Below are 24,225 nucleotides of genomic sequence, written 5' to 3' on the forward strand. Positions count from 1 at the left end.
CATAAGTTTTGCGAAAAATGCCTTAAAGTTTAAAAAAACTTTTGCCGCGCTTTTCAAAATACTTGGGAAAAATTCTAAGCGTTAAGCGAAGAATTTTATAAAGGTTCCCAAATTTATTTGAAAGAACCTCAAAATCTTTTTTAACTTGTCAGTCATTTTATCACAAAAATTTAAGAAAATCAACCGCTCGCCCAAAACATCAAAAAACTATATAATTAGCTTTGTATATAAAAGAAAGGATTTTTTAAAATGGATAAAACAAAGCATCATTTTACTTTTAAAGAAAGAGTAATGTTAAAAGATTTATTAGAACTTGATTCTTAAAAAAGAAAAAATGGTAAATCCAATATATCTAAAATAGAAAAAATATTGCATAAAAATCGCAATACAATTAGACGAGAAATAAAAAGGTTAAAAGATAATGAATATGACGCTAAATTAGCACAAGGAAATTATTTACAAAAACGACAAAAATGTTTTAAAAAATCATCATTATTGCTAAATATTTTAGAATGACTAGATGAAAAATATAACAAATTTCATAATTCACCAGAACAAATCTGTAAAAAATATGAAAAAGAGTTTGGTATTAAATTTCCAGTATGTTTTAAAACTTTATATAAATATATTCATTTGGGATTTTTAAATTTCAAGAAATATAATTTGTATTTTCATGGTAGAAAATATAAAACAAAAAATAGGATTGATAATCGCGGTAAAATAAGAAATTTTAGAACTATTGAAGAAGCAAAACATGATAAATATGAATTTGGTTGATTTCAAATGGACACTATGGTTGGAAAAAATAATGGTGTTTGTTTAGTTTTAATCGAAGAATTAACCCAATTTAAAATCATTGAACCATTAAAAGAAAAAACAACAAAAGAAGTTACAAAGGCATTAAAACGAATTTTTTCTAACAGATTTTTCAAAGACAGATGCAAAGGAATTATTACTGATCAAGGTAAAGAATTTGCTGATTGAGAAAAAATTGAAAAAATAACAAATGCTAAAGTATATTTTTGTGATGCTGGAACTCCAACACAAAAACCAAAAGTTGAAAGAGCAATTCGTGATTTTAGACATTGATTTTCCAAAGGAATTGATTTAAGTATTTATTCAAGAAATTATTATCAAGAAGTTGCTAATATAATAAACTCTAAACTTAAAAAATCTTTACATTGACTATCTTCAAAAGAAGTTTTTATACAAATGTTTAATTTTTAATATAATTACTTATAAAATTTTAATCATTTTATTTTTCAGTGTGCCAAAATTCATAAATTTAAAACAAAAATACTAAATTTTTTTAAAATAAATTATATTGAACATTTATTTTATTGGTGTTTATAATAAAATTAAGTAGGGTGTTACACTTCATAGTACAATTTACATAGTTAAATTATATCATATTTCTAAAAAAATTATAAAAAAAATTGCATTATGAAATGCAATTTGGTATGATATTATCCTTTTCTAAAATTAACCATTGTGCTCTTTCTTTAAATCCGCAAGTTCTTGTTCTAATTGTTTAATTCTTTCTTCCTTGTTTCCAAAGGGTGGATTGCTACCATCATCATCTTTTTTACGATAGTCCCTCATTATTTTTCTTGTCCCAATTCGAAGATTATCTTTATTCATAAAAAAATGCCCCATAAAGTAACCAATAACTCATACACCTAAAAATAAGATTGTAATTAAGAAAGCAACAGTATATTTTTTTTGGTTAATAATAAATAAAACAATAAAAATACATGTTAACAAAATTAAGATACATAAAACAACAACATTAATAATTCGATATCATGATCATTGTTTTTTATTTATTTTTTTTTGCCATTTTTTGCCTCCTTATCTAATAAATTCTTTTGTTAAAGAATTATAAATCTTTGAAGGACGATTATCTAAATAACCAACGTCAACAATAATATCAACATTAAATTTTTGAAGATCATTAAATTCTTTAGCATAATTTTGACCGCTAATATTTACACTTGTCCCATAAATTGGCCCAACCTTATTAATAATTTTTTTTAATCATTTTGATTTTGTAATTCTAATCCCAATTGTATTATCTTTTGTAATGTTATAAAGCTTATTAATATCATCTTTTATGTTACCAATTATAGTAATAGTTTCATTCTTTTTAAAGAGTTTTAAATCATCACGTGGCAAGTCAATAAAATTCTTCGCCATACGAACTGAACTAACAATAACTGATAAATACATTTTTTCTGATCGTCCTTTAACTTTAAAAATTCTCGCTTTTGCTACTGGTGAACTAATAATACACGTCATGCCATAAATAGTATCTGTTGGAACAATAATAATTTTTTCTGCTAAATAACCAGCAATAATCTCTTTGCGATCTTTTACAGTATATACTTTCATATATAATTAGCCTCCTTTCTTATGAACCCTTTGAATTTGATTTAATTTGTTCATTGCTAATATGATTACTTTTAATTTTTGAAATATGTGAAAGAGCAATAATTGATAAAACAGTAATGAAAGCAGATAATAGAATACCACTTGCTAATAATTCATTTCCTTGTAATCAAAAGTAATCTAAATGTGTTGTTTTAAAAAGTGGCTCCATTACTGTTTCTTTAAAATTATCACTTTGACTATTCCAATAATCAACTGCTTTTGTTAATTCATATTGAGAAACCAGAAACATTACTAGTGAAGTCCCAGTTACAATTAAAAAACTAACATAAAAACTAATAAAACCTTTTTTAGTTAAATTTGGTTTTTTCAACATTACAAAAGTAAATGCAAATAACATTGAAATAATTAAAGCAGAAGAAACAATTGGTACAACACTAATAAAAATTCCTGACCCGGGCATATTCATTGTCATCTCAAAATAATCAATATTTGGTTGATCTAAAATACTAGTTGTATTCGGTATAATAGCATTAATTGTTAATTGTGGATAAAAGTAAGAAAATAAAAAAAACCGGTTTGCATCAGTAAAACTACTGCCAATAATAATTGTATAAACAAATTGGGGAATAAAAACCATACTTGAAAAAAAAACGACTCATAGTGAAATATTAAATTCATTTGGAATTAAATATAGACTAATAAACTTTTTAAGACGACTTTGATTAAATGTATCTTTTAAAACAAATAATTCTTCTTTTTTAGTTGGATTAATATTATCATTTAATAATCATTCTAATTTAAAACTAACTTTCAACATAATAAAAATAATAAAAATCATTTGTAATCCTGTAATTCATCAAATAGCATTAAGACCAATTCATGTTAATGGATATTTATTGTTTGTTCCAGGCCCTGTTGCTAAATTAATTAATGCTTTAACAATTGCATCTCGATTTGGAATATCTTTATGAATCATATCTTGAATATTTTTAACAAACTTAGGACCAGTATAACCACCTCTTAAAGAACGACATCACTCTGTAAAAAAATCATAATAATATTCTGCAAGTGAAAATAATAAACAAGCACTAAATAAAAAAGAGATAATAAAAACTGTTCCAATTAACAACATTCTATTATTAAAATTAACTGTTCGTTTTTGATGATGAATGTAAAAAACACTACTAATAATGGCACCTGCTAATGTTCCTAATGCAATATATGGCAAACCAAAGATTAAAAATTCATTTGGTAGATTAGGTGTTGTAAATGTTGTTAACACATCATTAGGTACTGTTGCAATAAAATTAAAGTATTTTTTTAAAAGTTGATCACTATGTGATACATATATAAAAGTAAAATATGGGACCATAATAAATAAAACTAATAAAAAAGCAATACTAATAATGCGAGTTCTTTTAATATTTTTAAGTTTATCTTCCATATCCTGCACCTCACACTTAAGTTTCTTTTATTTTATTACAAAATATTAATAAATAACATTCGTCATTTTTTATTTATATCTTTTTGAAAATAATATTTCTGATTTGGAAAATATTCTTTTACTAATTTTTCTAAATCTTTTTTTTGGTTATAACCATGTTCAAAACATAAAATGCCATTTTTTTTAACAACCTTTTGTCAATTTTGAAAAATTTCTCGATAAAAATATAGGCCATCAATATCACCAAACAAAGCAACATGTGGCTCATAATTTTTAACACGATTACTAATATTTTGATTCTTTGGAATATAAGGTGGATTACAAACTAGCAGATCAGCTTTAATCTTATTTTTAATAAATGGTTCTAGCATATCACCTTCCAATAATTTAACATTTTTGCAATTTAACTGCTTAATATTTCTTTTTGCTACTTTTAATGCTTCAGTTGAAATATCACTAGCATAAATTGTTAAACTTGGATTTTCTAAGCCTAAACTAATTGCAATTGCTCCGCTCCCAGTTCCAATATCAATTAAAGTTAATGGTTTATCACCATTATTAAGCAATATTTCATCAATTATAATATTAATATTATCAACTAATTCTTCTGTTTCATAGCGAGGAATTAAAACATTATAATCAACATAAAAATCATATCCATAAAAATTTTGTAAATTAGTAATATGTTGGATTGGTTTTCCATTACGATATGCCATTAACTGTTGTCAATAATCATCAATCTTAAAATTAATTTTATCATTTTGAATTGCATATAATTTTGCTAATGAAGTTTTCATAAAAAATGCTATTAAAATTTTAATATCGACAAGATAATTAGCATTATTCGAGTCTTTCAAATAATCTTCTGACTTTTGAATTAATTCATTAACTGTCATTAGTTTCCTTCCATTTTTAATCTTTGTTCTTCATTAATTAATGCTACTACAATTTCATCTAAATTACCTTCCATAATTTGGTCTAATTTTTGTAGTGTTAAATTAATACGATGATCAGTAACCCGATTCTGAGGATAATTATATGTTCGAATTTTTTCACTCCGGTCGCCTGTTCCTACTGCATCTTTTCTTAATGTTCCACGCTCTTCATTAATTTTACGTTGCTGTTCTTCATATAATTTACTTCGTAAATGTTGCATTGCTAATGCCTTATTTTCATGTTGACTACGGCCATCTTGGGAAGTTACAACAACTCCTGTTGGTAAATGAGTAATTCGAACAGCTGAATCAGTTGTATTAACATGTTGTCCCCCTGCTCCTGAAGCACGGTAAGTATCAATTTTTAAATCAGCAGTTTTAATTTCAAAATCAACTTCTTCAATTTCTGGTAAAACAGCAACGGTTGCTGTTGATGTATGTACTCGCCCTTTACTTTCTGTTTTTGGAATTCGTTGAACACGATGTGCTCCTGATTCAAATTTCATTTTTGAATAAACACGATCTCCTTTAACCATAAAGGAAATTGTAGAAAAGCCACCTGCTTCTGATTCATTTGCTTCAATTAATTCTACTTTTCAATGTTGTTGTTCTGCATATTTTATATACATTCGATATAAATCACCAGCAAAAATGTTTCCTTCATCACCACCTGCTGCTCCACGAATTTCAAAAATAACATTCTTATCATCATTAGGATCTTTTGGCAATAACATTACTTTTAACTCTGCTGTAAGTTGTTTTTTTCTTATTTCTAAGGTTTTTAATTCTTCTTTTGCTAATTCAATTAACTCATAATCCTTTTCTGTCTCTAAAATTAATTTTGCTTCATTAATATTATTTAAAACATTTTTATAATTTAAGTATAAAGCAACGGTTTCCTCTAATTGTGCTTGTTCTTTTGCTAAACTAGTTAACTTTTTTACATCATTAACTATTTCTGGTTTTGTTAATTCTTCATTAATTAAATTTCACCGCTTTAACATTGTTTCTAATCGTTCAATTGTTTTTTGATTCATTTGCTTCACCTCTTTTTTAGACACTTAACAATTATAATATATTTTAAATAATAATGATTAATTTAATTCATTATAATAAAAAAATCATAATAATTAATGACTTTTTACTGATTTGAAATTAATGTTTGAAATTTTGGCAAATTTTTTAATTGGTCAACTAAAGTTAAACGATATTCACAACTTTCAAATGTTTTTTTAATGGGATGTTTATGAATAATTTTTTGGCTAATTTTAAAAACATTACCATTAACAATCACATTGTCATTTTCCTTAATTAATAAGTCTTCTAAAATTATTATTTTGGAATTAATTGGCAAATTTTCAATAAAATGAGCTTTAATTTTTTTTATATTTTTTGGCTTACTATTTATAATAAAATAAACTTCAGCATTTAATCCAATTTTTGTTAACATTTTTTCCTCCTACATTAGGATGTTACTTCATGACAATGACGACAGCGAGCTTCATATTTATCCTTTTCATCAATTAAAACAATTGGATCATAATAATTAGCTGGTTTCCCATTAATTAAACGTTGGGTTCTATTTGCTAAATTTCCACATTTAACACAAATTGCATGCAATTTCTTAACCTCTTCTGCTCGTGTCATTAATTGTTCAACATTAATAAAAGCTTCACCTCGAAAATCTTTATCTAAACCATTAACAATAACAATAATTCCTTTTTCTGCTAAAGAATCAGCAAGTTTAACAATATTATTATCAAAAAATTGGACTTCATCAATCCCAACAAAATTTGTTGTTGGTTTAAGGTTTGTTAATAACTCTTCAGAATTCTTAACTGATATTACTTCAACTGCTTTTTTGCTATGACTAACAACTTGGTTTTCACTATAACGATTATCAATTGTTGGTTTAAAAACTTGAATTTCAAATTTAGCATAACCTAGGCGAACTAAGCGGCGAATAAACTCTTCGGTTTTTCCAGCAAACATACAACCAGTGATAACTTCTATTCAGTCTATTTGAGCTTTACTATTTTAAAAATACATTCTTAACCTCCCATATATTTAATGTTATTTTTAATTACAAAACTTAAGTCTTTTAAAACTCGTTCTAAATCTTCTCACTGATAAATTTTTGCACCGCTTGCTAACTGATGACCACCACCACAGTACTTTTCTGCTACTTTATTAATAATATAAGTATTACTACGAATGCTAAGGTTTATATAACCCTCTGCTTTATTTTCAATTACTCACATTCAAATTTTAAATTCTTTAATATTACTCATAATATTAACCCATGGTTTAACAGTCTCATAACTCATATTATGTTCTTTTAACATTTCGTCAGTTATCTTAACATAACTAATTTCTTTATTATAAATAACTACTTGCGATAACAAATAATTTTTAAAGCGTACATTAACTCATGATTTTTCATATAAATTTTGATAAATTGATTGCAAATCAAAACCTGTCGCAACTAATTGCCCTGCTAACATAAAAGTATTGTGGCAAGTTTTACTATACATAAAACGATTTGAATCTGTTACAATTCCAGTAAAAATTAATTTGGCTGCCTCTGGTGTTACTATTAATTTTGATGTTAAAACTAACTCAGCAATCATTTCTGAAACTGCAATTTTAGTTTCATCAATTCATTGTATATCACCAAATGGCGTATCATTAGGATGATGATCAATTTTAATAACTTCTTTTGCTTTCTGCCAATATTTACTATCAATTCGTTCAATGTTCGCTGTATCAGTCACAATTACTAACGCATCTTTATAATCTTCTGTTTGAAGAAGATCAGGTGTTGCTAAAAAGGCTAAAAAATCATTTGGTTCACCATCAACTAATACCCTCTTATTTGGAAAATTATCTTTAATGAATTGTGCTAATCCAAATGCTGAACCATATGCATCACCATCTGGTGAAATATGACGTAAACAAATAATTGTCTTATAATCTTTAATTTTTTGTAAAATAATTCCTTTTAAATCTTGCATTTGTTTTCCTCACTTATATGTTAGCAACTAAATTATTGTTAACTTTATCATAAACTAATAATGCATTCTTTTCAAAATATATTTTTGTTGTTTTTTTTAAATTTAGTTCTTTTTCTGACACTAAAATTTTAAAAATAACTTCATCATTAACTTCAAAAAAGCAAACAATTGATTTAAAGACTTTTTTAATTGACTTAACATGTCCTTTATATAATAAATGTAAATCTTTGTTAAATTCCTTTGTCTTTTGGAATGAGATTAAGTTTGGATTAACTGCTAAATAATATTCTTTTTGATCAATTAATTTAGTTCCTTTAGGTAATTTAATCTTAATTTTTTCATTTTCTAAAACATTTTCTGTTATAGAATATTTCATGCTAAAAACATTTTCTGAACTATTATACATTATTTGATATAAATTAATTGTATTAGGTAAAAATTCAGCATGATTTTTTGACATCAATTTGTAATTATTATCCTTATCAAAAAATAATAATTGTGTAACATAATTTTTAATATTCTCAATGTTCTTTGTTAAAACTAAAAAAATTAACTGTGGATTATAGTTTTTTAAACTAAGTAAAATTTCATTTAATTCATTTGCTTCATTATGAGTTAAATTGTCAAAAGTATTATGTAAAATAATTAATTCTTTCTTACTTAAAATGGCATTAATCAATCTAATTTTAGTATGATCAAAACTACTTAAATTTTTAGTAAGTTTAAATCAATTCATTTTAATATTTAAATTACTCATTAATTTTTTAACTTCTTCAAAAGCTTGATTATAAACTGTTACAACTTTTTCATTTGCTTCTTCAATAGTAAGTGAATTATCTTTTTCACGAGTTTCTAATGTATTATTTAATAATTCCAAATGATATTTATGAAAATATTCTAAAACTTTTCCCTTAATAATTGTTGCTTCATCTGGTAATAAATTTGCAATTAATTGTTCTTGTTTTTGATTATAGTTAAATCATTGATCTTCTGATAATTTTGTTCAAGTAATTATATTTGAGGAATTACTTTTATTTAAAATTCCTTTAATAACACTCTTATGTTTACTATCTTTTAAAACCATATTTATAACATTAAGACGATATTTTTTTAATGCTTTTCGTGCTTTAATTAAAAGATAACGTTCATATGTAATTTCAGTCTGCAATATTTTTAAATACTTTTTACAAACTAATTTTGCCCCAATAAAACCAAAACTTTTTTCTTTAAGTTTTCTTTTTTTAGAAATTTCATAACAATCACACAAATAATCTAAGTCAGAAATATAATAAATTTTATCTCATAAAGCTTGTAAAAATGCAAGATAACCTTCATATACACGAATTTCTTCTCTTTTATAAGTATAAGTATGTAAACTTTGAATAAAAATTGAATCTTTATCATCATCTAAAATTTTACTAATTTTTTTTTATGGAATTCACTAATTTGAGTTAAATAAGTCTCAATTCATTCTTCTTTAATATGAATTGAATTATTAAAATATTCATTAATGATTTTATCTATTTTTAATATTAAATCTTGTTTATTTAAATCATTACCAGTAAAAACTAAATTTTTATAAAAATATTTATTTTTATTATATTTTAATGAACTATCATGTAAAAATTTTGGCGTTTTTAAAATATGATAAGCCAAACGTAATTTTGTTGGTAAAAAAGCTAATCTTAATGGGCCGGGTGATACATAACCAATTCTACGTTCTTTTGGTAATAAAGTTGTGATATTTCTATTGTTTAAATAAATCTTTCCATTACGTGGTTTTTTCTTTCCCAATAACAATTTTAAAAAATATAATTGTGAAAACTTATTTTCAAAATGAGTCCCCAAAACTTCTTGACTATCAACACTAAAATTTAAATCACTAAAAATAATTTTTTTATATCGTTTATACTTTAAATTATTAATTTTCAATCCCATTAAAATACCACGCTCCCAATTAATTTTATTATACCCAAATAAAAATAATAAAAAATAGTTATTGTTAAGTTAAACTTATATTTCCGCTAATTTTTGAAAAATTATGTTTCTAATTTAATAAAATTACATCACAAAATATCAAAAAAACCTTTATCTTAAAAAGATAAAGGTTTACCAATTATTCTGCTTTTTGTTCATCAGATTTTGGTTTCGCTGTTTTTTTGTTAAGTTCTTTTTGTGCTTTTGATGCTTTTTCTGTTTGTTTTACTAACTCTTCTTTTTTATTAAATTTAGATTTAAATCGTTCAACACGTCCAGCTGCATTAGCAAACTGTTGACTTCCTGTATAGAAGGGATGGCATGAAGAACAAGTATCAACTTTTAATTCTTCTCCTTTAGTAGAACCACTTATGTACTCAGTTCCACAAGTTGTACACATAATTTTAGTATCAAAATATTTTGGATGGATTCCTTCTCTTGCCATATAACTCACCTCACTTTTAATAATATGACTGCATATTATTTGCACGTAAATAATGATAACACATATTTAAACAAAAACAAAGATTATTAAATAATCTTTGCAAATTCATTAAAATCAATTCTAACACGTGGCATTGTTGCTTTATCATCATCTTCATCATAGTATCCTAACGCTAAAGCTAAGACTGTATGATATTTTCCTTAATCAAACGTACAATGTTTTGCTAATAACTCATCACATTTTTTTGCATCAAAACCACCCATAATAGTAGTTCCTATTCTTAAATCAGCAGCTTGAATTGTAATAAAACTAGTTACAATATGAGCTTGTTCTGAAACAAATGCAGAAAGATGTTCTTTTTGTTGCAAAAAAGTTTGATATTTTTTAATTGCTTTTTCTAAATCATCTGCTTGATTAATAACTCGTTCTAAGCGTTTTGTTAAAAATTCAGTTGAAACTAAATAAGATGGATTAGTACCCGTAATAAGCATTATACAACTAGCATTTTTGACTTTTTCTTGATTTCAACCAAGCATTGCTTCATCAGCAAATTTCTTTTTTAATTCTTGATTTGTAATACTAACAACATTAGTTACTTCAATTCCTAATGAACAAGGTACTAAGCGCGCCCTGCTTCAAGTATTACTGTTAAATCTTCTTGATTAATTACTTTTTTACTATTATATTTTTTAATAGTTTTTCGTCAATTAATTGCATTTTTACTGTCATTTAATATTATTATCTCCTTTAATTTTTATTACTCATTAATTTTTGTCAAAGCAACGTTTAATACATCAACACTTTTTGCAAAAGGAGGTGAATATGGTAGATCTAAATACTCAATTTCACCAATTTTAGTTTTTGTTCAAATAATTGGGATTAAAGCATTGATTCTTAAACTAGCTTTATTATAACCAAAAATTTGTGCACCAACAATAATTTTAGCTTTTTGGTCATAAATAATTTTAATTGTTATTGACTTCGCATCAGCAACATAGTGTGTGTGATCTGTTCCATTTACAACGACCTCTTTCACATTAAAACCATTCAAAATTGCTTGTTCTTTTGTATATCCTGTTCGAGCAATTTCACTTTCGAAAACCTGCATAATACTTGTTCCAATTCCACCAGGAAAATGATCTTTCTTTCCCGCTAAAATATTACCTAGAACCTTACCATTTTTGGCTGCAATTGTTGCTAACGACATATAATTTAATTTATTATCAATAATATTTTTTGTCATCACACAATCACCTACAGCATAAACATCTTTAATATTTGTTTCAAATTGGTTATTCACTAAAATTGCCCCAAATTCATTCATTTTTAAATCTGTTGTTTTTAAAAAATTAGTTGCCGGAGTAACCCCAATTGCAACTAATACTAAATCTGTTGCAATTTCTTCTTCCGGTGATAATTTAATTTTTGTTACCTTATTATTTTCAACAACAAGTTCTGTTACTTTGGTATTTGTTTTAATTTTAATTCCTTTTTTTTCTAAATCATTTGCTAATAAATGTGCAATATCTTCGTCAAGCAATTTTCGTGAAATTCATTTGTCAGCTTCAATTAACGTAATTTTTTTTCTTGCCAAGCCAAAACTTTCACAAAATTCTAATCCAATAAAACCTCCGCCAATAATAGTAACATTTTTTTCTTTTTTTAAACGTGAACGTAATTCAATGGCAGCTTCCAAGGTTGTCCCTGTAAAAACATTTACAGCGTCTTCTCCTGCTAGATTTAAACGACGTGGTGTTGCTCCAACACTAATAATTAATTTGTCATAATTATCAATAAATTCTTGGTTTGTATTATAGTTAATTCCGTAAATAGTTTTTGTTTTAAAATCAACGCGTGTTATTTCACAACTAGTTTTAACAAGAATCCCCCGATTTTGAAATTCTTCAACAGTTCGTGCAATCATTATTTCTGCATTGTCAAAATGTTTTCCAACATAATAAGGAATTCCACAAGCTCCTAATGATGGATATTTAAACTTTTGATAAGCAATAATTTCAACATCATTTTTTAACATACGTTTTAATTTACTTGCTGCTGTCATGCCAGCTGTTGAACCACCAATTACTATTACTTTCATATTTTTCAACTTTCTTTCTTCTATAGTAATATTATAACCTTAGATTATTAAAATAAAAATAAAGGACTAAGCCTTTATTCTTTGTTTTTTCTTTTTTCCCGTTTTCGTTTTTTTCGCAATCTTGACCATTTAAAAAGAATTAAGTCTTTATTTTCTAATGAATTAGTTAACTGAGCAGCAATTGTTGTTGCTTGTAATCCCCCCGCAACATTGACAGCTGTTCGTCCCATATCAAATAAACCATCTAGAGCACCAATAATTGCATAAACTGGCACATACAATGTTCCTAATCCAATTCCTCCTAAAACACCAGCAGTAACAACACTTGCTGTCCCTGGCACACCAGCAATTCCTAACGATGCAATAACTACTACCAATAAAACAATAAAGAAATTAGCAACAGTTAAATCATATAAACCAGCTGTTGAAATAAAAGAAACAATAATTCCTGCTTGTACACCTGCACAAGCAGTTAACCCCATTGTTGTGGTTAAAGGAGCAGATATTCCAACAAGATTCTCTTTTACTTTTATATCATCTTTTAAAACTTCCATTGTTACGGGTAAGGTTGCATTAGAAGATTGAGTTGTAAAACCCTGAATTACCGGTTTGATAGCAAACTTCCATCATTTAAATGGATTTACTCCTGATAATGTTAATAATAATGAATGCCAAATTAAAGCAATGATTAAACATAAATAACCAACTCCTACAATAATTCCAATGTGTGCTAAGTATCCAATTGGTCGTGAAATAATAGCATAAGTTATCATTGACATTACAGCATATGGCATTAATTTAATAATAAACATTAAACATGACATAATAACTGTTCATCAACGGTCAAAACCATCACGAATCTTTTGCATATCTTCTGGATGTCGCTTAGTTGATTTTTTAACAGCTAACCCAATTAAACCAGCAATTACCATTACGGGAATAATTGTTGCTAAAAGAAATGGCTGTACAAAATTAGACGGAACATAATTTCAAATAATTTCTGGCAATGGCTTTGATGCATCTTTTTCATAATTGCCACTTCCGGAAATTATAAATCCACTACCAATATTAAATGCAATCCCAATAAATAATGTAATAATAAACATTGCTGCAACATTTAATAATAAAATAGTAATTGTAATAATTGTTCCTCTTCGTGAAGATGCATCTTTTCCTGGTTTTGAAACAGCTCTTGCAATTGCTAAAAATACAACAGGAACAGTCATTAATAAAATTGCATTTAAGAAAATCATTCTAAATAAATTAACTCAAATTGAAAACTCATGTACTCATAAAACATAAATATTATTTGGAATAGTTTTATCCGGATTATTTGGATCTGGAATCTCTGGATTAATCATTGACCCTGATGGTTCCGTTGCATTATATGGGAAACCATTAATTGCTTGAATAATAATCCCAAAAATTAAACCAATTACTAACCCTAATAAAACACGAAAAATAAATCGCATTTTTGTTCTTTTAATTCAAAATCATAATAAAAACATCATTCCAAAGAAAAAAAGAATACTAATAAGTGATTGTCAAGTTGAAATTGATAAAAAATCATGCAATGGATTACTATTGTCTGAACTGAGTAATAAATTAAAATGCATTTGTTATACCTTTCTTGGAATAAATTGATAGTTTAATAATACATTTCAAACTATCATTAACAACAAAAGGATAAAATATTTAAAAATAAAATTAATTATTTATGCTGTTTTTTTAATTTCTTTTTTTGTTGTTTTGTCGCTAATTGTGCAAAAACCTCTGCTTTTATTAAAGTTTGTTCTTCTTTTGTCAAATAATTTAATGTACTAGTATTTTTTTTATATTCTTTAACACTATCAATATGATTCATTACTTCATAAATTACTTTTATCTTGAATGTCCAATATTTTATTTTTAAAAAACGATAATAGGTTCCTACTAACCCTATTGTAGCAAAAATAATAACTCAAATAAATAAAATTACCATATTTTTAATAATTTCAATTTGATATTCACTAATCCCTACAGTTGTTGGCAATGATAAACCATATATTATTGCTCCAATATTATGCAATCCATAGCGGAAGGGTGTTATATACGATAAAATATCAAAGAATTTTCCTTGCATAAAGGAAGGAAAAGTTCCTCAACCTGCTGATAAATTAATAATTAAGTAAACAACAGCAATAAAACGAGCCAACATTTCATCAGGAACTGCTAATCAAATTGAACAAATAATAATATTAAAAATTGATCCTAAAAATAAGAGCCATAGCCACAGTCAAACATAAACTGGCTCAATTTCGCCAAATCCTAAAATTAATAAGGAAAGCATCATTAATGTTACTTGAATCCAAGATGTTAATAACATTAATAACAATTTACTAAAATAGTGTTGGTAAAACAAAGTATTTTTCGTTCTTCCTTTACGGTCATACACAAATGTTTGCGTTAAAGCTCCAACTCAAATACCAATTAACATAAATAATTCACTTAAGCCAATTCCATACTAGTTATATTCATGGCCTTGCACATTATATGGAATATCAATTATATTACCAACATCCTTTAAATGTTTCCCTAACTCATCACTATTCGTAAAATATTTTTCTTTACTAACAACATTTTCTACACCAAAAATAAATGAAAGCATTCTTCCTTTTACAATTCCATAAACTTTTAATAATGAATTAATAATTTTTCCTTGTTCTGTAGTTAACTTCCCTTCCGTTACTAATTTATTTGTTTCATCTATTAAATTTCTTGTATTAATTTTTTCAATATATTCTTGATAAACAGTGCGGTTAACTGAACCATCTGGATTAGCTAAAATTGTATAAATCATTGGTAAAATTAATTGTGGAACTGCTTCGCGAACAAAACTTTCTCGTAAATTTGTAAATGTTGTCGCAAAATAACCAATTAAAAAATTTTGTTTATAAGTAGCCCAAAGATTAGTTGGATTATTTATTATTCATGTAATATCTGTCAAAAACTGGTCAGCATCTAAAATATTGCTCCCAATGTTGCGTAAAATACTAATTAAATGGCTTGAATAATGTTCTGGAATTCGTAATTGTACTCAATATTTATCAGTTGGATTAAAATCAGTTGCTTCATTTTTCAAATAATTTAATTTTAAAGTAATACTACTAATATTAATTTTAACATTATCATTTTCCTTATCATAATAATGTGGCCCCACAATAGCATTATCACTAATACTTGTATAACGTGCAATTTCATTTTCTTTAACGGTTGCTAAGCAAGTTGTTTCATCTTTTGCTGTTAAATAACGAACTTCTGTTGCATTAGCAATTGATTGATCCTTATCATTTTTGGGTTTATAAATCACACATAAATTAGCATCACGATTAACAATTGCCATTGGAATTTGGTCAGTTTTAAGAAATGGATTTTAAAAAGCTCAAACACAAAAGAAGCCATATAAAAATGGCACAATACAAATTGCAATAAATTTTATAATGCGAGTTTTATCTTTAACTGTTTGTTGATGCCATTCTTTTTTAAAAACTTCTTTAAAAGTTGGTATTTTTTTTTTTTTTTTTGGTATCCATAACTGTTTTCCTTAATTATCTTTACATAATACTATCCCGGTCCGTTTCTTCTACTTCAACAGTAAAAGTTTTTGCTTTTTTTTAATTCGATATAAATATTTTGGATCTTTTGTTGCTTCAAATTTTGCTTGCATTTTATCAATCTTTTTAAGTTGCTGCTTTTCAAAAATATTTTGTTGATCAATTAAAATTTGTTTTTTTTTTATTTCTTCAACTTCTTGATTTGATACTCTTCTTAAAGTAGAATTAATATTTTTCTGAATTGAAATTTTTCTTTCAAATAAAACAGTTTGTAAAACTTTTAATTTGAAAGTTCCATATAATTCTTTTTGCCGTCATAAATAAGTTAGTCCTAAACTAATTATTAATAAAATTGGAATTCAAATTAATAAAATGCCAGCATTTTGTAAAATTTCCGTTTGATATTGTACTAAAGAACCTTCACCTGTCCCAATGCCATAAATAATATTTCCCATTCCATGAATTGCATATTTAAACGGTGTAATAAACGAAATAAAATGGAAGAATGTTCCTTGCATAAAGGCTGGGAAAGTTCCCCAACCTGCCGTTAAATTTAAAATTAAATAAATAACAATTAAATATTTTCCAACATCCCCATCACTTGGAGCAAATCATATTGCATGTTCAATGATTGTAAAATTAATACTACAAAATAATAATCAGGCATACAATAAACCAAAACTAATTCCCAAGCGACTGTAACCCAATGCCGCTAATGAAAGTGCAAGAATTGTGGTTTGAAGTACTGTTGTAATTAACATTAGTAACAATTTTGAAAAATAGTGTTGATATCAACGAACTCGTTTTGTTCGACAAGTACGGTCAAAAATAAATGTTTGCATTAAAACACCAACTCACGTTGCAATCGCTATAAAAAATTCACCTAAACCAATTCCATATTTCCCCATATTGGTAACCTTGAATATGAACTGGAACTTGAAAAATTGATGAATTTAAATTTGCTCAATCACGAATTACTTGTTGTGCTCTTGCACTATATTTTGGTCAAGTTATATGTTCATCCAAATTAGGAAAAATCTCACGAACAAAGCCATCAATAAATTGTTTCCCTTCGCTTTCAATTACTTCCAATGTTTTTTTAACAATTTCATAATATTGTGGATGATTTTTTTCAACATAGTCTAAGATTACTTTTCCAATTGAAGTATTAGGACCAATAATTAATAAAATTTTTTCTAAATAATTGCTAAAATCACGACCAGTTAAATAATATGTATTAGTTGATTCATCTCATTGCGCAAAAGCTCAAAACATTGAAATACCTAATACCTCTGGTAAGGCAGAATGAACCAAAGCAATTTTAATTTGGGTAAATGTATATAACACTTGTCCAGCTAAAAAATTTTGTTTATATGTTGATCAAAACTGAGGAATGTTTTCTATTAAATATTCTAAAGTTTTAATAACTTCTGTTGGGCTATGATTACCAATAGCACGCATTAATTTAAAAATATTTTCTGTAAAACCACTATTAACTTGCAATTGAGCCCAATATTTATCAGCTGGTTTAAACATAGTTTCATCACCATGCAAATAATTTAATTTAATGATCATACCATTTTGGTCTAATTCTAATGCTTTTGTATTAATATGGGACCGTTGCAAAGATACGGGTTGTTAGTTAAAAACAAGATATAATCTTGTTTTTTTCTTTTATGTATAGAAAATTTAATTTAAGGAGTTGAAATTATGCAAACAAAACATTATTTTATTTTGAGGTCCTTAGTAACTAAGTATGGAAAAGATAATGTTATTAATACTGTTAATAAGATAGTAACTAATAATGTAAAAGAAAATGAATAAATTATCCGCGTAATTTATTAGCGGTAATTTATTCAATATTGTTTATTTTTAAGCGTAGCGAACACGCGGAGCGTGCCGCGCAAGCTAAATTTTTAGGAGGAATTAAATTATGCCAGTATGGTTAACATGAATATTTAGTATTGTTATTATTTTAGGAATTCTTGCTTGAATTGGTTTATCGATTTATTAAAAAATTCGTCAAATTCGAGGTAAGAAAAAAGAAAAAAAGAAATTGAAAAAAAGAGGATAAAGAATAATGTTAGGTATGTATTTAACAACAGCTGTTAATTTTCTAGCTACAGATACTCCTACTATTTCAGGTGGAATGGATTCTATTTGAAGCGGTTTGGGACAAGCAATGATGAAAGTTAAAGATGCTTGTTTATGCTGTGTTACCACAATTAATGACCTTTTTAGGTGATGCTTGAATTATTTTAATTCCATTTGGAATTTGAGTAATTATTAAAATATTAAACTTTTTCCGTGTCATGGTTAAAGGCTTTTAATATTTATTATAACTGATCCATAGCTATTCATATATTTTGGCACACTAGCTTTTATGTGAGTTGATTAATTATAAGCGTATAATTTTATATTTTAATAGCTATTAATTAAAACTAAGTAGTTATTTTCAGTGTGCCTTAATTTTTAATTTTATATATTTAACAATGTTTATTACAATACATATACATTATTTAAACATTAGTATAACAATGTTTATTACAATACATATACATTATTTAAACATTAGTATAACAATGTTTATTACAATACATATACATTATTTAAACATTAGTATAACAATGTTTATTACAATACATATACATTATTTAAACATTAGTATAACAATGTTTATTACAATACATATACATTATTTAAACATTAGTATAACAATGTTTATTACAATACATATACATTATTTAAACATTAGTATAACAATGTTTATTACAATACATATACATTATTTAAACATTAGTATAACAATGTTTATTACAATACATATACATTATTTAAACATTAGTATAACAATGTTTATTACAATACATATACATTATTTAAACATTTTATAGTAAAGGAGGATTAGAATGAAATTTATTAGTCCGTTGTCTTGGCCAGGTGGAAAAGCTAAACACTTTGATAAAATTAAAGCATTATTACCGGCTAAATTTGATAAATTTATAGATTTATTTTGTGGCGGTGCTTCCGTAGCATTAAATATTTTAGATCAACAATTATGCAGTAAAGTAGTTTTTAATGATTTGAATACTAGTTTAATTGAATTTTGACAATATGGTATTCATTTAATTGAATTGGATTATTTGAAAAAATTAGCATATCCTAATTCAAAAACTATTAACAAATTAAAACAAAAAATGTTTGATGATTATTGTTTAAATTTTGGTGAAGAATTTTTAATTAAGAACGCATTAACATTTAATGGTTTACAATGAGGAACTTGAACAGAAAAAAGATTACAACAAAATTTTAATTTTAATAAATTATTGAGAATTCAAAATGTTAGAAGACTATTAGTTGATCCTAAAAATAATATTGAGTTCTATAATTTGGACTATAAAAATATTATTAATAAATATTATATGGATAAAAATATTGTTTGATATTTAGATCCACCATATTTTTATAATGAAGGAAGAGTTTATAAACATTCAAAAATGAACTTTTACGAACTGTAAATTGTACTATGAAGTGTAGCACTTTATTTGATTTCATTATAACATCAATAAAATAAATGTTCAATATAATTTATTTTAAAAAAATTTAGTAGTTTTGTCTTAAATTTATGAATTTTAACACACCGAAAAATAAAATGATTAAAATTTTATAAGTAATTATATTAAAAATTAAACATTTGTATAAAAACTTTTTTTGAAGATAGTCAATGTAAAGATTTTTTAAGTTTATAGTTTATTATATTGGCAACTTCTTGATAATAATTTCTTGAATAAATACTTAAATCAATTCCTTTGGAAAATCAATGTCTAAAATCACGAATTGCTCTTTCAACTTTGGGTTTTTGTGTTGGAGTTCCAGCGTCACAAAAATATACTTTAGCATTTGTTATTTTTTCAATTTTTTCTCAATCAGCAAATTCTTTGCCTTAATCTGTTATTATTCCTTTGCATCTATCTTTTAAAAATCTATTAGAAAAAATTCGTTTTAATGCCTTTGTAACTTCTTTTGTTGTTTTTTCTTTTAATGGTTCAATGATTTTAAATTGCGTTAATTCTTCGATTAAAACTAAACAAACACTATTATTTTTGCCAACCATAGTGTCCATTTGAAATCAACCAAATTCATATTTATCATGTTTTGCTTCTTCAATAGTTCTAAAATTTCTTATTTTCCCGCGATTATCAATCCTATTTTTTGTTTTATATTTTCTACCGTGAAAATACAAATTATCTTTCTTGAAATTTAAAAATCCCAAATGAATATATTTATATAAAGTTTTAAAACATATGAAAAATTTAACACCAAACTCTTTTTCTTATTTTTTACAGATTTGTTCTGGTGAATCATGAAATTTGTTATATTTTTCATCTAGTCATTCTAAAATATTTAGCAATAATGATGATTTTTTAAAACATTTTTGTCGTTTTGTAAATAATCTTCGTGTGCTAATTTAGCATCATATTCATTATCTTTTAACCTTTTTATTTCTCGTCTAATTGTATTACGATTTTTATGCAATATTTTTGCTATTTTAGATATATTGGGTTTACCATTTTTTCTTTTTAAAGAATCAAGTTCTAATAAATCTTTTAACATTAGAGTGCACCCATTTTAGTAAGTACTAATAAAAAAGTATTTACTATTTTTTTAATTATATCTTTTTTTTTACGATTTGAATATCATGTATTTCATTTTATAACATCTTGTATATATTCTTCATGTGAATTATATATTTTATTATGGATTGTAGCTTTCTTAAGTAATGAATGAAAACTTTCTATAACAATATTATCTGCACAGTGGTAATTTTTTCCCATTGAAATTGTAATACCGTTAGATAAACATTTATCGTGATAAATAGTGGATGTATATTGATATCCGTGATCTGAGTGAATTATTATTCCATTCAGATCTTTTTTTATTAATTTTATTTTATTAATTGCATCATTTAAATTATTCATTACTAATTTATTGTCATTATATTTAGATCACTTTACATCAACTATTTCTTTAGTATATCCATCAATAATTGTTGATTGATAATATCTTTCTCCTTTTCAAATTAAATATGTTACATCAGTATATAGTACTGAAAACCTTGTTTTTATATCATTGAATTTACGATTAATTAAATCAGAATATTGCAATAAGCTTTTTTCTTTATTCTGTTTTATATTTCATTTTTCTTCTCATTTTTCTTACATATTCAGGTTGTATTTGATTATCACGCATAATTCTTAAAACTTTTTTTGAATTATATTTTATACCATAATCTTCCTTTAAATATTTAGTAATTCTTCGATAACCAAATTGTTTTAAATTTTCTTCATAGACTTTTACAATATCATTTATTGCTTTTTTTTCTTTTTTGCTACTGTCATAATTTTTATATTTATCTCAATAACTACGTTTTAACCCTGTTACTTCTAGTAATAATTTTATTGAATATTCACAAAAATTTTGTTTAATAAAAGAGACAATTCTTAGTTTGTTTAATTGTAAAAGTCATGGAGCTTTTTTAATAATTCATACCTTGTTTTATAATATTCTAAATTTCTTTTGCCAAAAGAAATTTTAGGTCCTTTAGGATTGTTTAATTTTCCTTTTTTATGATTTGCTCATCAAGATTCTACTGTATTTGCATTTATATTATATTGTTTTGCTACTATTCAACAACTTTTTTGTTTAATTTCCTCAATGATTTTTGTTCTAAATTCTGATGTATATTTGTTATATTTTTGTCCTTTTTTTACCATATAAAAATGCACCCCCTATAAAAATTTAGCAAAATCTTTTTTTATTTTACTTACTTTTTGGGGTGCACTCTACATTCTCTTTCTTTAAAAGTAAAATGATGATTTGTTTTATCCATTTAAAAAAATCCTTTCTTTTATATACAAAGTTAATTATATAGTTTTTTGAGGTTTTGGGCGAGCGGTTGATTTTTAATAATTTTTATGATAAAATGACTAACAAGTTAAAAAATTTTTGAGGTTCTTTCAAATAAATTTGGGAACCTTTATAAAATTCTTCGCTTAACGCTTAGAATTTTTCCCAAGTATTTTGAAAAGCGCGGCAAAAGTTTTTTTAAACTTTAAGTAATTTTTCGCAAAACTTATGAAAATCACCGCGAGCCCAGATTTAGTACAATATAATCAAAATAATAACCATTATAATTCATCTCCTTTCTAAAATAGATTTAAAAGCGCTTGTATATATAATGTCAATAGATCTTGGAAAAAAGTTTCAAGATTAAAGAAAGGAAATTATACAAAATGAAAAAACTTTTAAGTTTATTAAGTGTATTAACAATTAGCGGAAGCGCTGTACCAACAACAATTGCCGCTAGTCCCTATCAAAAAAAAGAAAATATTAAAAATATTGATATTAATTATCAACAAACAAATAATTTAAAAAAAATTAAACGTCAAGATTATAAAAATGCAATAAATTGAACTATAAATAATGGTATTATAAAGTCAATTATTGTTGGAAATAATTATGCATCTATAAAAAATAATATTGTTGTTTTAAATGATATTCTTTACATTTTTGTTCAAGGTAGCACAATAAAAAAAATAAGATTTATAAATATAATATCAAAACTGGAAAAGAAAGTGAAATTATAATTCAAACTTCAAGTTCAATTATTAATTCTATTGTTGTTTTAAATGATAAAATATATTTTACGGATATGGGTAAAAAAATTCATGAATATAATTCCATAAATGAACAAATAAAATTTTTATCAAATACAGAAAAAGTTTTTTATAATGGTATTTTATTTAATAATAAATTATATTTTAATTCTTTAGATGGTACTATTTATGAATATAATCCAAATACAAAAAAAGAAATCTTAATAGCTAATTTTACTGATAATAATAGTGAATATAAAATTTCTCCCCCATTTATTTTTAATGATAAAATTTATTATTTTTTAGATAATACTTCAGTTTTTTATTATGATTTAAATAATAAAATTGTTCATAAAAAACGTCATTTAGTCATGGTAAAACAAATTATATTTTTAGTAAACCTATTTTATTTAAAAATAATTTAATTGTAATTGCTACAAAAGTTGATATGACATCAAGTGATATAATTTATACAAAAACTTATAATAATATAAATTCTAGTGGTAAAACAACAAATATTGAAAATCGTAAATTAATTGTTTCTGATTTTTTAATTAATAAAGATGAATTATATTTAGAAACAAAAGATGGTAATATTTATAAAAATTCTTTTGAAAATGATTTTGGTAATTTTGTTTTATTTAATTCATTAAACGTTTCTATTGATAATGCTACAATATTTGATGATAAAATTTATTTTAGTTCAAATAATGAATTATATGAATTTAATTTAGTAACAAAAGAAAAAAATTATTGTTAATTTATCTAATTCAACAAAAAAATATAAAAAAATTAATTTTATAAAGGTTTTAGATAATAGACTTTATTTTGATGATAATGATGGTAAAGTTTATGAATATTTGCCTATTAAATATATGATTAAAGATTATGAATTATTAAGAGACTGAGAAAAAGATTTAAATAACTGAATTTCTAGTTTTAATTTAAAATCTGAAAACAAACAAAATTTAATAGAAAATAAAATTAATGAATTTAATAATAAATTTTCAATTTTTAAAGGTCATATTCAAACAATAATTAATTTAGAAAGTATAAATACTTTAGAAAATAGAATAAATACTTTAGAAAATAAAGTTACTGATATATGTAATGAAATTAAAAAAATTGCTAATTCATTAAAAAAAGATAACACTTCTTTTATTATTAGTTCTATAGGAACTATTAGTGGTTTAATTCCTGTTATTGGTTCTGCACTTTCTGCCATACTTTCAATAGCTTCATCAGCCATTTAAATTTTTAATTGAAAAAACTATTAAGTCTTTTGGGAACAAGCACTTTAATTGGAACAAGCACAACAAATTTAGTTGCTTGTAATACACCACAATATAGCGAAGAAGAATTAAAAAAAACAAAAAGAAAAACATAAAATAGATACTGCTAACCAAGAAATTAAAAACAACTTAGAATGAATGGTACCACAAAAAAACCGTTTAATGAAGTTGATAATAAATATTATTTTGTTGTGTGAAAGGGCAAAACAGAATGATATATAACAAAGTTTCTTAATAATGAAAAAATAAATCAACATGGCAGAAAAGTATTAAAAGAAGAAGACGGATATGAGATTGGTTTATATCGTTATAGTAATTTTAAATATGAAGTTGATTTATTTAATTATGAACAATCTAAAATGACAAACTGACCTTAAAGA

General features: G+C 24.8%; 29 protein-coding genes and 2 pseudogenes. 9 read left to right on the forward strand and 22 right to left on the reverse strand.

The features are described 5' to 3' along the window. Positions 1-249: 249 nt before the first annotated feature. A pseudogene (locus AACL22_RS05730) lies at positions 250-1,227 on the forward strand (IS30 family transposase). 255 nt (positions 1,228-1,482) lie between these two features. On the opposite strand, the gene AACL22_RS05735 reads toward AACL22_RS05730, so the two are convergent. From AACL22_RS05735 to AACL22_RS05820, 18 genes are all read right to left on the reverse strand, one after another. After that, positions 1,483-1,764, reverse strand: coding sequence for a hypothetical protein (locus AACL22_RS05735; RefSeq protein ID WP_338990313.1), 282 nt, complete (start codon positions 1,762-1,764; stop codon positions 1,483-1,485). Positions 1,765-1,851: 87 nt separating this feature from the next. Next, complete coding sequence (locus tag AACL22_RS05740) at positions 1,852-2,391, reverse strand: L-threonylcarbamoyladenylate synthase (RefSeq protein WP_338990315.1); 540 nt, start codon at positions 2,389-2,391, stop codon at positions 1,852-1,854. Positions 2,392-2,410: 19 nt separating this feature from the next. Further along, complete coding sequence (locus tag AACL22_RS05745) at positions 2,411-3,835, reverse strand: polypeptide chain release factor methylase (RefSeq protein ID WP_338990316.1); 1,425 nt, start codon at positions 3,833-3,835, stop codon at positions 2,411-2,413. Positions 3,836-3,870: 35 nt separating this feature from the next. Beyond that, positions 3,871-4,731, reverse strand: coding sequence for a peptide chain release factor N(5)-glutamine methyltransferase (prmC, locus tag AACL22_RS05750; RefSeq protein ID WP_338990318.1), 861 nt, complete (start codon positions 4,729-4,731; stop codon positions 3,871-3,873). Continuing rightward, positions 4,731-5,807 (reverse strand): peptide chain release factor 1, encoded by a 1,077-nt coding sequence (prfA, locus tag AACL22_RS05755; RefSeq protein ID WP_338990319.1) that lies wholly within the window; start codon positions 5,805-5,807, stop codon positions 4,731-4,733. The genes prmC and prfA overlap by 1 nt, the downstream gene beginning before the upstream one ends. Positions 5,808-5,911: 104 nt before the next feature. Next, positions 5,912-6,220, reverse strand: a complete 309-nt coding sequence (locus AACL22_RS05760; RefSeq protein ID WP_338990320.1) for a hypothetical protein — start codon at positions 6,218-6,220, stop codon at positions 5,912-5,914. 14 nt (positions 6,221-6,234) lie between these two features. Continuing rightward, on the reverse strand, positions 6,235-6,762 hold the full coding sequence (locus tag AACL22_RS05765) for a thymidine kinase (RefSeq protein WP_422397481.1): 528 nt from the start codon (positions 6,760-6,762) through the stop codon (positions 6,235-6,237). A 59-nt stretch (positions 6,763-6,821) separates the two neighbouring features. Next, positions 6,822-7,784, reverse strand: a complete 963-nt coding sequence (locus AACL22_RS05770; RefSeq protein WP_338990322.1) for a bifunctional oligoribonuclease/PAP phosphatase NrnA — start codon at positions 7,782-7,784, stop codon at positions 6,822-6,824. 13 nt (positions 7,785-7,797) lie between these two features. Beyond that, entirely contained in the window at positions 7,798-9,051 is a 1,254-nt protein-coding gene (locus AACL22_RS05775) for a hypothetical protein (protein ID WP_338990324.1), read from the reverse strand. A gap of 140 nt (positions 9,052-9,191) precedes the next feature. Continuing rightward, complete coding sequence (locus AACL22_RS05780) at positions 9,192-9,722, reverse strand: hypothetical protein (protein WP_338990325.1); 531 nt, start codon at positions 9,720-9,722, stop codon at positions 9,192-9,194. 178 nt (positions 9,723-9,900) lie between these two features. Then, the gene (gene rpmE / locus AACL22_RS05785; protein ID WP_126821167.1) at positions 9,901-10,206 is read right to left on the reverse strand and encodes a 50S ribosomal protein L31; all 306 of its coding nucleotides are present in this window, start codon (positions 10,204-10,206) and stop codon (positions 9,901-9,903) included. Between the two features lie 200 nt (positions 10,207-10,406). Further along, complete coding sequence (locus tag AACL22_RS05790; protein ID WP_338990327.1) at positions 10,407-10,742, reverse strand: hypothetical protein; 336 nt, start codon at positions 10,740-10,742, stop codon at positions 10,407-10,409. Between the two features lie 221 nt (positions 10,743-10,963). Continuing rightward, positions 10,964-12,304, reverse strand: a complete 1,341-nt coding sequence (locus tag AACL22_RS05795; RefSeq protein WP_338990328.1) for an FAD-dependent oxidoreductase — start codon at positions 12,302-12,304, stop codon at positions 10,964-10,966. Between the two features lie 74 nt (positions 12,305-12,378). After that, entirely contained in the window at positions 12,379-13,920 is a 1,542-nt protein-coding gene (locus AACL22_RS05800; RefSeq protein ID WP_338990330.1) for a dicarboxylate/amino acid:cation symporter, read from the reverse strand. Positions 13,921-14,015: 95 nt separating this feature from the next. After that, complete coding sequence (locus tag AACL22_RS05805) at positions 14,016-14,780, reverse strand: hypothetical protein (protein WP_338990332.1); 765 nt, start codon at positions 14,778-14,780, stop codon at positions 14,016-14,018. Positions 14,781-14,807: 27 nt separating this feature from the next. Continuing rightward, the gene (locus tag AACL22_RS05810; protein ID WP_338990333.1) at positions 14,808-15,686 is read right to left on the reverse strand and encodes a hypothetical protein; all 879 of its coding nucleotides are present in this window, start codon (positions 15,684-15,686) and stop codon (positions 14,808-14,810) included. A 240-nt stretch (positions 15,687-15,926) separates the two neighbouring features. Next, positions 15,927-16,604 (reverse strand): hypothetical protein, encoded by a 678-nt coding sequence (locus tag AACL22_RS05815; protein ID WP_338990335.1) that lies wholly within the window; start codon positions 16,602-16,604, stop codon positions 15,927-15,929. Continuing rightward, a complete protein-coding gene (locus AACL22_RS05820) occupies positions 16,579-17,523 on the reverse strand; it encodes a hypothetical protein (protein ID WP_338990337.1) in 945 nt (314 codons plus the stop codon). The genes AACL22_RS05815 and AACL22_RS05820 overlap by 26 nt, the downstream gene beginning before the upstream one ends. Positions 17,524-18,095: 572 nt before the next feature. Here AACL22_RS05820 and AACL22_RS05825 point away from each other — a divergent pair. Both AACL22_RS05825 and AACL22_RS05830 read left to right on the forward strand, forming a co-directional pair. Continuing rightward, positions 18,096-18,227 (forward strand): hypothetical protein, encoded by a 132-nt coding sequence (locus AACL22_RS05825; protein WP_338990339.1) that lies wholly within the window; start codon positions 18,096-18,098, stop codon positions 18,225-18,227. Positions 18,228-18,806: 579 nt separating this feature from the next. Beyond that, entirely contained in the window at positions 18,807-19,415 is a 609-nt protein-coding gene (locus tag AACL22_RS05830; protein WP_338990340.1) for a DNA adenine methylase, read from the forward strand. Between the two features lie 161 nt (positions 19,416-19,576). Here AACL22_RS05830 and AACL22_RS13775 read toward each other — a convergent pair. From AACL22_RS13775 to AACL22_RS05850, 4 genes and pseudogenes are all read right to left on the reverse strand, one after another. Then, a pseudogene (locus AACL22_RS13775) lies at positions 19,577-20,511 on the reverse strand (IS30 family transposase). Beyond that, entirely contained in the window at positions 20,511-21,062 is a 552-nt protein-coding gene (locus AACL22_RS05845; RefSeq protein WP_338990343.1) for a DDE-type integrase/transposase/recombinase, read from the reverse strand. The pseudogene AACL22_RS13775 and the gene AACL22_RS05845 overlap by 1 nt, the downstream one beginning before the upstream one ends. Before the next feature lie 13 nt (positions 21,063-21,075). Further along, complete coding sequence (locus tag AACL22_RS13780; RefSeq protein WP_422397498.1) at positions 21,076-21,441, reverse strand: IS3 family transposase; 366 nt, start codon at positions 21,439-21,441, stop codon at positions 21,076-21,078. Beyond that, positions 21,408-21,671: a hypothetical protein gene (locus tag AACL22_RS05850; protein WP_338990345.1), complete on the reverse strand. Its 264-nt coding sequence runs from the start codon at positions 21,669-21,671 to the stop codon at positions 21,408-21,410. Before AACL22_RS05850 ends, AACL22_RS13780 begins: the two co-directional genes overlap by 34 nt. 519 nt (positions 21,672-22,190) lie before the next feature. On the opposite strand from AACL22_RS05850, the gene AACL22_RS05855 reads away from it, so the two are divergent. From AACL22_RS05855 to AACL22_RS05880, 6 genes are all read left to right on the forward strand, one after another. Next, on the forward strand, positions 22,191-22,544 hold the full coding sequence (locus tag AACL22_RS05855) for a hypothetical protein (protein WP_338990347.1): 354 nt from the start codon (positions 22,191-22,193) through the stop codon (positions 22,542-22,544). 65 nt (positions 22,545-22,609) lie between these two features. Beyond that, on the forward strand, positions 22,610-22,978 hold the full coding sequence (locus AACL22_RS05860; RefSeq protein WP_338990349.1) for a hypothetical protein: 369 nt from the start codon (positions 22,610-22,612) through the stop codon (positions 22,976-22,978). 23 nt (positions 22,979-23,001) lie between these two features. Next, the gene (locus AACL22_RS05865) at positions 23,002-23,313 is read left to right on the forward strand and encodes a hypothetical protein (protein ID WP_338990351.1); all 312 of its coding nucleotides are present in this window, start codon (positions 23,002-23,004) and stop codon (positions 23,311-23,313) included. Between the two features lie 100 nt (positions 23,314-23,413). Next, positions 23,414-23,806 (forward strand): hypothetical protein, encoded by a 393-nt coding sequence (locus AACL22_RS05870; RefSeq protein WP_338990353.1) that lies wholly within the window; start codon positions 23,414-23,416, stop codon positions 23,804-23,806. Between the two features lie 8 nt (positions 23,807-23,814). After that, positions 23,815-23,940: a lipoprotein gene (locus AACL22_RS05875; RefSeq protein ID WP_338990355.1), complete on the forward strand. Its 126-nt coding sequence runs from the start codon at positions 23,815-23,817 to the stop codon at positions 23,938-23,940. A gap of 39 nt (positions 23,941-23,979) precedes the next feature. Beyond that, positions 23,980-24,222, forward strand: a complete 243-nt coding sequence (locus AACL22_RS05880) for a hypothetical protein (protein ID WP_338990357.1) — start codon at positions 23,980-23,982, stop codon at positions 24,220-24,222. Positions 24,223-24,225 lie beyond the last annotated feature (3 nt).

It is taken from the genome of Spiroplasma endosymbiont of Seladonia tumulorum, from assembly GCF_964020235.1.
GTDB lineage: Bacteria > Bacillota_I > Bacilli_A > Mycoplasmatales > Mycoplasmataceae > Spiroplasma.